The 14004-nt window shown below is 54.8% G+C and carries 13 protein-coding genes; 12 read left to right on the top strand and 1 reads right to left on the bottom strand.

The annotated features are described in order from the left end of the window. Window positions 1–70: 70 nt before the first annotated feature. Window positions 71–1009, top strand: a complete 939-nt coding sequence (locus ELY33_RS13930; RefSeq protein WP_126948515.1) for a hydroxyacid dehydrogenase — start codon at window positions 71–73, stop codon at window positions 1007–1009. Continuing rightward, window positions 1006–2010, top strand: coding sequence for an Ldh family oxidoreductase (locus ELY33_RS13925; RefSeq protein WP_126948514.1), 1005 nt, complete (start codon window positions 1006–1008; stop codon window positions 2008–2010). Before ELY33_RS13930 ends, ELY33_RS13925 begins: the two co-directional genes overlap by 4 nt. A 3-nt stretch (window positions 2011–2013) precedes the next feature. Here the strand turns inward: ELY33_RS13925 and ELY33_RS13920 are convergent, their stop codons facing one another. Then, window positions 2014–3042, bottom strand: coding sequence for a LacI family DNA-binding transcriptional regulator (locus ELY33_RS13920; RefSeq protein WP_126948513.1), 1029 nt, complete (start codon window positions 3040–3042; stop codon window positions 2014–2016). A 233-nt stretch (window positions 3043–3275) separates the two neighbouring features. Here ELY33_RS13920 and ELY33_RS13915 point away from each other — a divergent pair, with 233 nt between their 5' ends. The 10 genes from ELY33_RS13915 to ELY33_RS13870 form a co-directional block, all read left to right on the top strand. Further along, window positions 3276–3503, top strand: a complete 228-nt coding sequence (locus ELY33_RS13915) for a hypothetical protein (RefSeq protein ID WP_126948512.1) — start codon at window positions 3276–3278, stop codon at window positions 3501–3503. A gap of 60 nt (window positions 3504–3563) precedes the next feature. Further along, window positions 3564–4748, top strand: a complete 1185-nt coding sequence (locus tag ELY33_RS13910; RefSeq protein ID WP_126948511.1) for a TRAP transporter substrate-binding protein — start codon at window positions 3564–3566, stop codon at window positions 4746–4748. Continuing rightward, entirely contained in the window at window positions 4720–5283 is a 564-nt protein-coding gene (locus tag ELY33_RS13905; RefSeq protein WP_126948510.1) for a TRAP transporter small permease, read from the top strand. Before ELY33_RS13910 ends, ELY33_RS13905 begins: the two co-directional genes overlap by 29 nt. Window positions 5284–5303: 20 nt before the next feature. Beyond that, window positions 5304–6602: a TRAP transporter large permease gene (locus ELY33_RS13900; protein WP_126948509.1), complete on the top strand. Its 1299-nt coding sequence runs from the start codon at window positions 5304–5306 to the stop codon at window positions 6600–6602. A 187-nt stretch (window positions 6603–6789) separates the two neighbouring features. Further along, a complete protein-coding gene (hisD, locus tag ELY33_RS13895) occupies window positions 6790–8103 on the top strand; it encodes a histidinol dehydrogenase (RefSeq protein WP_126948508.1) in 1314 nt (437 codons plus the stop codon). Window position 8104: 1 nt separating this feature from the next. Beyond that, window positions 8105–8866, top strand: coding sequence for an SDR family NAD(P)-dependent oxidoreductase (locus ELY33_RS13890; RefSeq protein WP_126948507.1), 762 nt, complete (start codon window positions 8105–8107; stop codon window positions 8864–8866). A 24-nt stretch (window positions 8867–8890) separates the two neighbouring features. Further along, window positions 8891–9877, top strand: a complete 987-nt coding sequence (locus ELY33_RS13885) for an alcohol dehydrogenase catalytic domain-containing protein (RefSeq protein ID WP_126948506.1) — start codon at window positions 8891–8893, stop codon at window positions 9875–9877. Between the two features lie 164 nt (window positions 9878–10041). Beyond that, on the top strand, window positions 10042–11097 hold the full coding sequence (locus tag ELY33_RS13880; RefSeq protein ID WP_126948505.1) for a YeiH family protein: 1056 nt from the start codon (window positions 10042–10044) through the stop codon (window positions 11095–11097). A gap of 45 nt (window positions 11098–11142) precedes the next feature. After that, window positions 11143–12714: a Re/Si-specific NAD(P)(+) transhydrogenase subunit alpha gene (locus ELY33_RS13875; RefSeq protein WP_126948071.1), complete on the top strand. Its 1572-nt coding sequence runs from the start codon at window positions 11143–11145 to the stop codon at window positions 12712–12714. 16 nt (window positions 12715–12730) lie between these two features. After that, window positions 12731–14004, top strand: a 1274-nt coding sequence (locus tag ELY33_RS13870) for an NAD(P)(+) transhydrogenase (Re/Si-specific) subunit beta (protein WP_136624668.1), incomplete at its 3' end; no start/stop codon positions are given.

Genomic DNA, 14004 nt, shown 5'->3' with positions numbered 1-14004 from the left:
AACCACTGTTCCGCTAATAAAAACTGTCCCGGTAATAACAACGTTTCCGGCAAAAACAACAGGAGTACTCATGACTAAAATCGTGATTTCTGAGTTCATGGACGAAGCTGCCGTCGAGAACCTTCAAACGCAATTTGATGTCATTTTTGACACCAACCTCGTTGATAACCGTTCGTCCCTGCTTGAGGCTGTCGTCGACGCTGACGCCATTATCGTGCGCAATCGCACCCAGGTCGATGTCGAGTTATTGGCGGCGGCTCCCCGCTTGAAGGCGGTAGGACGCCTGGGCGTGGGACTTGATAATATCGACCTCAAGGCATGTGACGCGCAAGGGGTGGCGGTTAAGCCGGCCCATGGCGGAAATGGCAGTTCAGTTGCTGAATACGTACTGACCGGTATCTTGATGTTGCGCCGCAATGCCTATTTCTCCAGCCAGCCAATGCTGGCGGGCGAATGGCCTCGTCAGGCGTTGATTGGACGTGAAGCAAGTGGCTCAACACTGGGCTTGGTTGGTTTTGGTGCCATTGCGCGCGAGACGGCGCGACGAGCACTTGCTCTGGACATGAAAGTCGTGGCTTTTGATCCTCACTTAGCGGCGGATGCGCCAGAATGGGCAGGAGTCGAACGTCATGAGAGTCTTGATAGCCTGCTGGCAGTTGCCGATTCAGTTAGTTTGCATGTTCCCTTGACAGATGAGACGCGTCACCTGATCGACGATGCCGCACTGAATCGCATGAAGCCCGGCGCCATCCTGATTAACGCGGCACGCGGCGGTATCGTGGATGAAGTGGCCCTGGCAGCGGCGTTGCGCGAAGATCGGCTGGCCGGTGCCCTGCTGGATGTCTTTGAACAGGAGCCCTTGCCAGGAGGTTCAGCCCTTGGCGGTGTGCCCAACCTTATTCTGACGCCTCATATCGCCGGTGTTACCGAAGAATCCAATGCCCGTATTAGTCAGATGACCGCCGATAATGTGCGTGATGTGCTGGCACACGCGGGGGTGAGCGCATGACTGACAACGTCAAATTAAGCGTCGCCGACGTGCGTGATCTGGCCATGGCCGCCATGCGGGGACGTGGATTTGGTGAGGCCGAAGCAACAGCGACCGTTGAGGCTTTGCTGGCCGCAGAACATGATGGTTTACCGTCTCATGGCTTATCACGGCTGCCTTTCTATCTGGATCAGGCAGCAAGTGGCAAAGTCGATGCCTCAGCAGTCCCTCGTGTGGAGACCGAAGGGGCTGTGGTGCGTGTTGATGCCGCCTATGGGCTGGCCTTTCCCGCCGTAGAGCAGGGGCTTAAAGCGGGCTATCAATGCGCCGCGCAATTGGGGATGGCGGCCGTGTCGATCGCACATTCTCACCATTTTGGGGTGGCCGGTGCATCGGTGGAAGCGGCTGCTCGGCAGGGTTATCTGGCGCTGGCGTTCAGTAATGCCCCGTCTGCCATGGCCCCCTGGGGCGGAAAGCGTCCGTTGTTTGGCACCAACCCGATTGCTTTTGCTTGCCCACGTCGCGAAGACGACCCGCTGCTGATTGATTTGTCGCTGTCTAAAGTGGCGCGTGGCAAGGTAATGATGGCGAAGTTGCAAGGTAAGCCGATACCGGAAGGCTGGGCGCTAGATATAGACGGGCAGGCCACCACGGATCCGGAAGACGCGCTGGCAGGCAGTATGGTGCCCGCCGGTGATGCCAAAGGGGCCGCGTTAGCGCTGATGGTAGAGCTACTGACAGCAGGACTGACCGGTAGCAACTTTGGGTTTCAGGCCAGCTCCTTTTTTGATGCAGAGGGCAAACCTCCCGGTATTGCGCAACTAATTTTGCTGATTGACCCACAGCGGTTTTCATCGGGCTTTGTTGAGCATGCTGAAAGTCTGTTTGCGGCGATGTTGGAACAGCCCGGCGTTCGCATACCGGGTGAGCGTCGTTTTCAACTGCGCCGTGAGGGTGATGGCCAAATCACATTGTCCACCTCTCTCGTCGCCGCGCTTGAAAGCCATGCGGTAGCGAGCTGACATTCAAGCGGTTGTGTTTAATGGGCCAGTTGATTCGCGGATGACTAAGGGAGCGTCCAGCAACTGCCGATGTGCGGGTGTTTCGCCCGCGATGCGGGCCACTAATGCATCGGCAACTTGATGCCCGATATCAGCGGCCGGAACCGCCACGGTGGTGAGTGCTGGGGTCATAAAGCGTGCTTGGGGGAGGTCATCGAAGCCCGTGACCGAAAGGTCATCAGGTATGCGAACGCCAGCCCGCTGGGCGGCCAGCATGACCCCAAACGCCAGGATGTCGTTACCGCAAAGTATGGCGGTGGGGGGCGGTTTCAGGCGCATCAGTGCCTCAAATGCCTGAAACCCTTCAGCAATGCCGTAAGCGACAGTGATGATACGTTCCGGCGGTATGGGACATCCAGCCCGCTCGGTTGCCTGAATAAAGCCCTGTAAGCGGGCGCGAGCGCGGTCATTGCCTTCTGTTGGCGCGCCGACCACGGCTAACAGGCGATGCCCAAGCGACAGTAGATGTTCGGCCAGTGCGTGGGCTGGTGCCGTATTATCAAAGCCAATGGATGGCCAGTTGGCATCATCAATGCTGTGCCAGCAGGTTAAAAAAGGCAGCTGGCGGCGCGTTAGCGTTGTCAGTGCACTGGGTCGATGGTCATGGCCGATCAGTACCATGCCATCAACGCCTTGCTGGATCAGCGTGTGTAAGGCTTCCAGTTCATCATCAAGATCGTAGCGGTAGGTGGCAATCAGCAAACGGTAATCGTGATGTTTAAGACGCTGTTCCAAACAGTTGATGCCTGTACTGAAAATAGCATTGTCTAACGTAGGGACCAGCGCCCCAATGGCGCCGATACGCCGCGAGGCAAGGGCTCGAGCAGAGCCGTGGGGGACATAACCAAGCTTTTCGATAGCGGTTTCAACACGGGATCTAAGTTGTTTGCTGACGTGTGGTGCTCGGTTCAGTACACGTGATACTGATGCCGTAGAAACGCCAGCTTCTTGTGCGACATCCGCCAGTAAAATATTTTTTAGTGGCTTGTTCATAAAAGGATTTTTCCTTTTTTTTGTATGCTGCCATCAGGCTTGCTTCAAGAAGATGGAATTTTTTTCTGGACAATTCATATATATGAGTCTAGTTTGAATACACGGCCTTGTAAGCGCTTACATTCAAGCACACCTTTATATACAACATCGAATGGGCGGCTGCCAGGGCTGATTAAGCAAACACTGATAGAAAAAATAACTACAAGAATAATGAACGTTAGAGGAGTAATCCTATGCCGGATTCATCTAAACAACCTTCCAGTCATAAAGGGATAGGGGCTCTCATGTGGATAGCCTTCGGTCTTTTTGTGGTCTTTTTCCTCAATGTTTTGCTGCAACGCTTCAGTCCAGGAACGTTAGACCTCACCCCCGCTCAGGAAGCCTTGTTTTTACTGGTCGCAACAGGTGTCTTTATTTCTGCCTGCCTGAAGCTCGAATCTCGCAATTCCCACGCTGCATGAAACCCAGGCCTGATATGCGCCTGACAGCAATGATCGATAACAACTACAAGGAGCATGCTAATGTCTCTGTTTAATCGTTTTGAACTCTTCAAGTCCGGTGTCGCTGGTGAGCCTAGTCTGCCAGAGCGTCGTCAATTCATGGTTAACGCGGGTCGCTATGGCTTTAGCGCTGCCGTGATTGGCGCAGTTGGCGGAACGCTGTTTTCAGAGCAGGCGATGGCGCAAACCGCTCAAGAGGAGAGCGAACTTCAAGCGGCTGCCGAAATGACCATCGTTCTGGCAACCGGGTATCGGGTAGGCGCGACGCGGGCTTACCCCATCATGCAGCTGAACTATAAAGAGAACCTGCAGAATTTCACGGGTGGCCGAATCTACGTCAGGCTGGCGCCTGCCGGTGAGCTGGGTGTTGGCGACACGCTGATCAGCAAAGTGCAAGGCGGGTCCATCGCGATTGCGCAGCATTCCATGGCGAACCTGGCAACTTTTGCACCAGAAGTGGATTTGATCAATATTCCTTACTGGTGTGGCAATAACCAGAATCTTATCAACCTGGTGACCTCACAGGCTTGGCAGAATGTGGTGCACAACAAGATTGAGGAGCGCGGTTTCAAGGTGCTTTCCTATATCTGTATTGATCCACGTACAGTGGCGGTTCGTAAAGGGTTGCTTGACGGTCCCGTCAAAACGCCGGATGACATCAAAGACATCAAGTTCCGGGTTCCGGGCTCAGAGATCCTGCAAAAAGTGTATCGCTTGCTGGGCGCTAACCCAACGCCGGTTGCTTGGGGGGAAACATCCTCTGCTATGCAACAAGGTGTTGCCGATGCACTTGATCCCAGTGTTCAGGCCTTACTTGTGTTTGGTTTCACCGACGTGCTAAACAGCATTTCCACCATTCGATCCGTCGCGGACGCTCAAGTATATACCTGCAACAAGGAATGGTTTGACTCACTTTCTGCCCCGCTTCAGGAAGGAGTGATGCAGGCGTCTGCTACAACGTTCCGAGAGAACCTGGCCAAGGTGCCTGCAGCGCGCGCTTATGCTTACAACCAGATGCGCCAGGCAGGCGTCGAGATTTACAACCCGACAGATGATGAAATTGCACAGTGGCGCGATCGCTGTGGCCATCAGCTGGCGGATTGGGACGAGACCAAGCTAAAGCTTGCCGGTTCTATGGATGTCTTTGAGCAACTACTCGCGGCTACGGAGGAGAGCAATGGCTACTTCGTCGACAGCAACAGCTAAAGTGTCGAAGTGGCGGGCGTTCCGGCTGCGCTGTGACGGAATTGATCGCAAGGCTGAGCGTTGGCTGCTGCTGACATTTTACGCCTTGATCATTCTGACCATTGCCATCGAAGTGTTTCGCCGCTTTGTCATTAACTACTCCTCGCCCTGGGGCGAGGAGGTTGCCCGCTACGCGTTTATATACTTGGCATGGCTGGCTGCAGCGGCAGCGGTAAGAGATCGGGCGCACATCCGTATCGATGTGCTGGTGAATCTGGGTGGCCCGAAAGTGAAGCGCCTTGGTTGGTGGCTAGCAGATATTGCCACCTTGGTATTGGCGGTATGGGCCCTTTGGTTATCGATTGCCCCCATTCTCACGTCGCTGAACTTTGGCTCGATTACTCCCGGTTTGCGAGTATCACAGGCTTTTTTCCTGGCGGCCGTGCCCCTTGGCTTTACCCTGGTGGTATTGCGAGTGGTGCAGTCAATGCTGGCAGATGTTCGCCGTATGAAGCGTGGTGAACCCGTGTTCGATGGACAGAAGCTGTTTGACTGAGGTAGATCGCTATGGAATTTATGTCATATCAACCTGCTGCGGCAGATTTGGGGTGGAGCTTTTTTCTTCCCATTCTAGGGTTGGTCACTTTGATTACATTAGGTGTGCCGATCTGGGTAGCGATTGGGCTAGGGACGCTGGCGGCAATGACCTTCACCGAAGCGTTGCCCTTATCGGTGTTTGGGGCGTCGTTGTTTGAAGGCATCAATGCCTTTGCCTTGATTGCAGTTCCGTTGTTTATCCTGACCGGCGATGCGCTGGTGCGCTCAGGCCTATCGGAAAAGTTACTTAACCTGGCACAGGCCACGGTGGGTGGGTTTCGAAGCGGTATGGGTAGTTCTACGACGCTGGGCTGCGGCTTCTTCGCCTGTATCTCCGGCTCTGATGCGGCAGGTGCTGCTGCTGTTGGGCGCATGACTATCCCTCGGCTGGTTGAAAGAGGGTATCCGCTTCCCGCCGCCTGTGCGCTGGTAGCAGCGGGCGCCTGCACCGGGATTCTGATACCGCCCTCGATTGCTTATATTGTCTTGGGTCTTGTATTGGGTATGCCGGTTTCCACATTATTTCTGGCAGCTATTATCCCCGGTATTCTGGTGATGTTGGCGATCATGATAACCAATGTGATATTGAACCGGATGTATGGCTTTGAAAAAGGACACGAGCGTTTCTCGTTTCAAAACTGGCTAAAAGCTCTCTGGGATGCCAAATGGGCACTGTCTGTTCCTATCGTGATTCTGGGTGGGATTTATTCGGGTATCTTTACGCCGACGGAGGCAGCGTCGATCGCCGTTATCGTTGTTGTGCTGGTGGGTTTTCAGCAAGGCACGCTCAGTTTGAGTGATATTCCCCGAATGCTGGAATCATCGGCACGCGTATGTGGCGTGATTGTGCCCATTATTGCGATTGCCCATCCATTGGCTCAGATGCTTGCCAGCCTGTCCATTCCCCAGACCATGGTCGGCAGTATCACCGGTTTTACCGACTCTCCGGTAGTGATTATTCTGATGATGATCGGTGTCCTGGTCTTAGCAGGCTGCGTGATGGAGGCAACGCCTAATATCGTTATTCTGGCACCGCTTTTACTGCCACTAGCACAGATGGTAGGCATGGATCAGTTCCATTTTGCGATCCTGATGGTTACGACGCTAGGGCTAGGGTTCATTACTCCGCCATTAGGGTTGAATCTCTTCGTAGTGGCAGGGTTAACACGCTGCTCCGTTCTCGCTATCGCACGCTATGCCATTCCCTTTGTGCTCGCCATGCTATCGGTAGCTTTACTGGTCGCGTTTGTGCCTTGGTTGTCGCTCTGGTGGCGGTAATCAAATAACCATCGTGGGATGAATTGATTTGCAACATACCTACAAAATGTAGCGAAAAAAAATTGTAAGCGCTTACAATTTGTAGGGGTAATGCCTGATGTGCCCTTGAATGTCTTGAACGTCTTGTGCACAGGGTCTGAAACGTCAGTAAAAAAACGTTAAGAAAACAAACCAGAGGAATGTAAAAATGGCGATTACTTACTACAAAAAAGCCGATAAAAATGCATCAACTGGGCATGACCAGACACAGGAACTGGTGGCCAGAATGCTTTCTGAAATTGAAGCGGAAGGAGAAAGTAAAGCAAAAGAATATTGTCTGAGCCTGGATAACTGGCAAGGCGATATCGTGGTCAGTCGGGAACAGATTGAGGCCGCAAAAACCAAAGTACCCGAGCAGCTCAAAAAAGATATCGAGTTTGCTTACGAGCGCGTCAGTCGTTTTGCGGTGGCCCAGCGTGACAGTATCCAGGAGTTTGAAACGGAGTTGTCGCCGGGGCTTTTTGCCGGCCAGAAGCTGATCCCGATGGAAACAGCTGGCTGTTACGTACCGGGTGGTCGTTATGCGCACATTGCGTCAGCCATCATGAGCGTGGCCACAGCGAAAGTCGCTGGTGTCAAAAATGTGGTGGCGTGTTCAGTGCCGCGTGATGAGCAGGGGATTCACCCAGCCATTCTTTATGCCATGGACTTGGCCGGAGCGGACACCATCCTGCAGATGGGTGGCGTGCAAGGCATTGCTTCGATGGCTTTTGGTCTTTTCACCGGCAAACCGGCCGATATTCTTGTCGGCCCCGGTAACCGCTTTGTTGCCGAAGCCAAGCGCCAGCTATTTGGCCGCTGCGGTATTGATATGTTTGCTGGCCCTACCGAAATCGGCATCATCGCGGACCACACTGCTGACCCGGATATCGTCGCCGCTGACCTAGTAGGGCAGGCGGAGCATGGCCCAGACTCTCCCGTTTGGCTATTCACCACCTCCAAAGAGCTGGCGGATGAAGTGACGGCGCGTATGCCTGGCCTGATCGAGTCGCTGCCAGAAACCCAGCGTAATGCCGCTGAAGTGGCTTGGCGTGATTATGGCGAGATCATCCTCTGTGATACCCGTGAGGAAATTGTGGAAGTCAGTGACCGGTATGCCTCTGAGCACTTGGAGCTGCAGGTTGAAGACCTTGACTGGTGGGTAGAGCGACTGAACAGTTACGGTTCACTATTTGTGGGTGAAGAAACCACCGTTGCCTTTGGTGACAAGTGTTCAGGTACCAACCATATTTTACCAACCAAGGGCGCTGCTCGTTATACGGGTGGCCTGTCGGCGCAAAAGTTCCTCAAAATCGTCAGCTACCAGCGCCAGAGTCGTGAAGCAACCCGCAGTGTCGCTGCGGCTACGGCACGGCTGTCTCGCTGCGAAGGTATGGAAGGACATGCGCGCACCGGTGATGTTCGTCTGGCTAAGTACTACCCGGACGAGACCTTTGATCTGGTGATCAACGAGGAGGTCTGAGATGCAAGCGGACTTCAGTCTCGATGGCCAAGTGGCGCTAGTAACCGGCGGAAGCAGCGGTCTAGGGCGCGCCATGGCAGAAGCACTGGCGGCGTCAGGTGCCAGGGTGGTGGTTGCTGCTCGAAGGCGCGAGGCGCTGGAAGAGAGTGTCGCGACGATTGAAGCGCAGGGCGGCCAGGCGGCCGCCCTTGTGGCAGATCTTGCCGCGCCAGAAGCGCTCGATGATATTGCTAAGCGTGCCGCCGAACCCTTCGGAGCCGTTACGATTTTGGTCAATGCGGCAGGCGTCAATCTACGCCAACCCATTGACGAGGTTGATCTGGCTTCTTGGCAACTGACGCTGCAGTTGCATCTGGGTACGCCGTTCTTTTTATCCCGTGCGCTGGTACCGGGAATGCGTGAAAAGGGCTATGGACGAATCATCAATCTGGCCTCGCTGCAATCGCAGCGGGCCTTCCCCAACAGTGCGCCTTACGGAGCGGGTAAGGGCGGTATTGTTCAACTGACGCGGGCTATGGCTGAGGCGTGGTCTCAGCATGGCATTAATGCCAACGCGATCGCGCCAGGATTTTTTCCTACGGAGCTTACGGCATCGCTGTTTAACGATTCGGCGGCAGCTGGAAACCTGGCAGAACGAACGGCGATTGGTCGCAATGGCAGCATGGCCGATATCGCTGGTCCAACGGTGTTCCTGGCGTCCCCGGCATCAGGTTATATCACGGGGCAGACACTCTACGTTGATGGCGGATTTACCGCAAAATAACGTGATTCTGTAAGGAGTTGCACTATGCAAGCGCTTTATTATGTTGGCCCGGAACAGGTAGAAATGCGCGAAACCGAGGAATTGCCGTTAGCTGAAGGCGAATCCCGGGTGCGCATTCTGGCAACGGGCATCTGTGGTTCCGATTTGCATGCCTTTCACGGCCATGATGCGCGTCGTCAGCCACCATTAATATTGGGTCACGAAGCGGCGGGTGAGGTGCTGGAAGGCCCTTTGGCTGGCAAAAGAGTAACCATGAATCCACTTATCGTATGTGGGCACTGTGAGTACTGTATTTCCGGGCGCCAGAATCTTTGTGCCAACCGCACCATGATTGGTATGACCCGTCCTGGAAGCTTTGCTGAAACATTGACGATTCCCAGCCATTGCCTGATTGAACTGCCAGATTCACTGTCTGCAGAAGCGGCGGCACTGACAGAGCCGGCTGCCACTGCCTTGCATGGTGTTAACCGGTTAGCACAGTATCTTTCAAGGCCGCTTTCCGAAGCGCGGGTGCTGGTCATTGGCGCGGGTGCGATTGGTTTATTAACGGGGTTGATTCTGCGCCATAAAGGGGTACGTCATCTGCAGCTTGCCGAAACGAACCCCTTGCGTCGAAGCACGGCGGAAGCAGCTGGGCTAAGCACCTTTGATCCGCGTGAAGAAACACCGCCAACGGATAGCTTTGAAGCTGTTTTTGACTGTGTCGGTTCAGCGCCTACCCGGGATATGGCTGCGCGTTTCATCCGACCGGGCGGGGCGATCATGCACTTGGGGTTGCAGGATAATGAAGGTGGGCTGGATACTCGAGCCATCACGCTCAAGGAAGTCGCTTTCCTCGGGGCTTACACCTACACCTCTACTGACTTGCGCGCGACGGTTGATCTGCTGGATTCACAGGCACTTGGCCCGCTTTCATGGGTCGAAGTCCGCCAGCTTGAACAGGGCGCTTCCGCTTTTGCTGATCTTGTTGCCGGTCGTACGCCTGCGGCCAAGATCATTCTGACGCCTTGAGGCTAAACCACCGTGACGGCTGACATATAGCTGCGCCGGGTAAGGCTCACAACGACAATACATACTGCCTGAAGTGGCACTGGGTGATTGCGTTAGGTTGAACGCCAACCTCGTGCCAGTGACATGCCTTTGGCTAGGCATGACAGGAAAAGGAGAGTTGGCAAATGAAGCCACCTATATTCACAACACCAGAAGAAGGCTGGTTGGCGCGCCTGACGGATCGGCTGGGCAGTTATCGCAAGATTGGTCGCGGGCTGCTGGTGTGTTTCATGATTGCGCTGGCGACCACCTTTATTGCTGACCATTACGGGGGGCCAACACTTCTGTACGCCTTGCTGTTTGGAATGTCGCTACACTTTCTGAGCGATGAGGGACTTTGCCGAGAGGGCATTGAATTTGCTGCTCGAACGGTACTGCGTCTTGGTGTGGCTTTGCTGGGTGCGCGGATGACGTTTGATCAGGTCGGTGAGCTAGGCATCGGGCCTGTACTCACCGTCATCGGATCGGTAGCCATCGTCATCCTGTCAGGGGCGGTGCTTGCCAGAATGCTAGGCTTACAGCGTGATCTTGGCTTACTGACGGGGGGGGCGGTTGCTATCTGTGGTGCCTCTGCGGCGTTAGCGTTGTCGGCGGCGATGCCACGTCATGAGAACAGCGAGCGCAACACCATTCTGACGGTGGTCGGCGTGACCACGCTGTCCACGGTTGCCATGGTGATTTACCCTTTGATTGCGGGCGTCTTGGCACTCACCAATACGCAGGCAGGCATTTTCCTGGGCGGTACTATCCACGATGTCGCTCAAGTGGTGGGGGCGGGTTACATGATCTCTGAGGAAACGGGAGATACCTCAACACTGGTCAAGTTGGTCCGCGTTGCCATGCTGGTGCCTGCTGTCATGGTGTTCATGTGGCTTTTCCGGGCGTCACGCCGAGCAGAGAGTGGCGCGAGCAAGGTGCCCATGTTGCCGGGATTTCTGGTGGGCTTTGTGGTGCTGGTGGTGATTAACAGCCTTGGGTTGATCCCTGAAGTAGTGAATGACGGGATGTCGACATTGTCCCGCTGGTGTCTAGTCACGGCTATTGCAGCCCTGGGTATCAAAACCTCTTTCCAGAAGCTTGCCGTCGTTGGATGGAAACCGGTGATATTAATGGTCTTGGAAACGCTTTTATTGCTGGCCATTGTACTAGGGGTGGTGCTTTTTGGCGGTCTAGGAACTTAGTAATTTTAAGGTATTTTATATTTACTAATATTTTGGAGATCCAACGTGAAGATTGGCGCACCGAAAGAGACAGCTCAAGGAGAAGCGCGTGTAGCGCTGACACCTGAGAGCGCAACACAGCTCCAAAAGCTGGGCCATGAATGCCTGGTGGAAGCCGGCGCGGGGGTTGCCGCGGGCTTTAATGACGACACGTATCGCGACGCGGGTGTCAGCGTTGTGGAAAGCGCGGAAGCGTTGTGGCGTGATGCGGACGTGGTGATTAAAGTCCGTGAACCTTCGGAAAAAGAGGCTCACTACCTGCGGGAAGGCCAGACGCTGATTGCATTCTTCTGGCCGGCACAAAACGACGCGCTGTTGGAAACCTGTAAAGCGCAGGGCGCGTCGGTTATTGCGATGGACATGGTGCCGCGTATTTCCAGAGCGCAAAAAATGGACGCGCTCTCCTCAATGGCTAACATTGCGGGCTACCGTGCGGTGATTGAGGCTGGCAATAACTTTGGCCGCTTCTTTACTGGTCAGGTCACGGCCGCGGGTAAAGTCCCCCCAGCCAAGGTGCTGGTGATTGGCGCAGGTGTAGCGGGCTTGGCGGCGATTGGTACCGCGACGAGCCTGGGCGCTGTGGTACGTGCGTTTGATGTGCGCCCCGAAGTGTCCGAGCAGATTGAATCCATGGGCGCTGAATTCCTGTTCCTCGATTTTGAAGACAGTCAGGACGGTTCGGAAAGCGGTGGCTATGCGTCACCTTCCAGCCCAGAGTTTCGCGAGAAGCAGCTAGCATGTTTCCGCGAACAAGCGCCGGATGTCGACATCGTCATCACCACGGCACTCATTCCAGGCAGGCCCGCGCCGAAGCTGTGGCTAGAAGATATGGTCGCGGCCATGAAGCCGGGCTCAGTGATTATCGACTTAGCCGCTGAAAAAGGCGGTAACTGCGATTTAACCAAGCCTGATGAACGTGTTGTCAGTGATAACGGCGTGGTGGTGGTTGGCTACACCGACTTCCCCTCACGCATGGCTACCCAAGCGTCGCTGCTGTACGCCACCAACATCCGCCACATGCTGACCGATCTCACCCCAGAGAAAGACGGTGTCATCCATCACAATATGGAAGACGACGTGATTCGCGGTGCCACGGTCACGCACCAGGGCGAAATTACCTTCCCACCGCCGCCCCCGAAAGTGAAAGCGATCGCCGCGGCGAAGCCGAAGAAAAAAGAGAAAGCACCAACGCCTGAAGAGAAAAAAGCCGCTGAACTGGCCACGTTTAAAGCTCAAACCAAACGGCAAGCTGGCTTGCTCGCGGTGGGTGGCGTGCTAATGCTGCTGTTAGGCCAAATAGCGCCCGCCTCATTTATGCAGCACTTCATCGTATTTGTGTTGGCGTGCTTCATTGGCTTCCAGGTAATTTGGAAGGTGAGTCATTCGCTGCATACGCCCCTAATGGCGGTTACCAATGCCATTTCGGGCATCATTATCTTAGGCGCCATTTTGCAAATCGGCTCAGGCAGTAGCGTCGTTATCGTGCTGGCTGCTATTTCGGTACTGATTGCGTCGATTAACATCGTGGGTGGCTTCCTGGTGACACGCCGGATGCTCGCCATGTTCCAAAAATCCTAAGCGGCGGAGAAACGATATGTTAGGACAAGGATTCGTATCTGCCGCGGCAATTGCGGCAAGTGTGTTATTTATTTTATCGCTAGGCGGGCTGAGTAATCAGGAAAAAGCCAAACGAGCCGTGTGGTACGGCATTATCGGTATGGCCGTGGCGGTGTTCTTTACCTCCCTCGGGCCTGGTATCGGTGGCTACTGGTGGCTGATTCCAGCGATGCTGATCGGTGCTGGGATTGGCGTCTATGTCGCCGGCAAGGTCGAAATGACCGAAATGCCTCAGTTGGTAGCGGCGCTTCATAGTTTTGTGGGCTTAGCAGCGGTATTGGTTGCCTGGAGCGCCGATTTAGAGCGCCGCCGGGTACTGGCAGCACAAGCCGCCGACGGCGCGATGCAAGAGTTTTCAGCGTTTGCCGCGTTGGTCGCTACAAAAGCCCCAGATGAGCTGACTTTTTTACAAATAGAAGTCGTGTTCGCCATTTTCATTGGTGCGGTGACCTTTACCGGCTCGGTGGTAGCATTCGGTAAGCTGGCAGGCAAAGTGGATGGCAAACCTCGCCAGCTGCCGGGTGGGCATATGCTCAACGCCGGTGCGGCGGTGCTTTCGCTGCTGCTCGCGATTATGTACCTCAATGGCGCAGGCTTCTGGACATTGATCGTGCTAGCGGCACTGTCGTTATTTATCGGCTATCACCTGATTATGGGCATCGGCGGTGCGGATATGCCGGTCGTGGTATCGATGCTCAATAGCTACTCCGGCTGGGCCGCCGCGGCGATTGGCTTCACGCTTTCCAACGACCTGTTGATTGTGACCGGCGCGCTGGTGGGTTCTTCAGGGGCCATCCTTTCTTACATTATGTGTAAGGCAATGAACCGCAACTTTATCAACGTGATTTTGGGTGGCTTCGGCGGCACCCAAGGGCCGGCGGCTGAGATTGAAGGCGAGCAAATCGCAATCGATGCCGGCGGTGTGGCCAGTGCCTTAAACGATGCGGATAGCGTGATTATTGTGCCGGGTTACGGCATGGCGGTGGCGCAAGCGCAAAGTGCAGTAAGTGATCTGGTGCGCAAACTGCGAGCCTCCGGTAAAAATGTTCGCTTTGGTATTCACCCAGTGGCGGGGCGTCTGCCCGGGCACATGAACGTGCTGCTGGCGGAAGCGAAAGTCCCCTACGATATCGTACTGGAAATGGACGAGATCAATGACGATTTCCCCAAGACTGACGTGGTGATCGTGATTGGTTCCAACGACATTGTGAACCCTTCTGCCGAGGAAGACCCCAATAGCCCTATCGCCGG

The sequence above is a fragment of the Vreelandella andesensis genome, assembly GCF_003989795.1.
Classification (GTDB): domain Bacteria; phylum Pseudomonadota; class Gammaproteobacteria; order Pseudomonadales; family Halomonadaceae; genus Vreelandella; species Vreelandella andesensis.
Note: the sequence above shows the minus strand (reverse complement) of the source record. Positions and strands in the feature narration are given on the sequence as shown.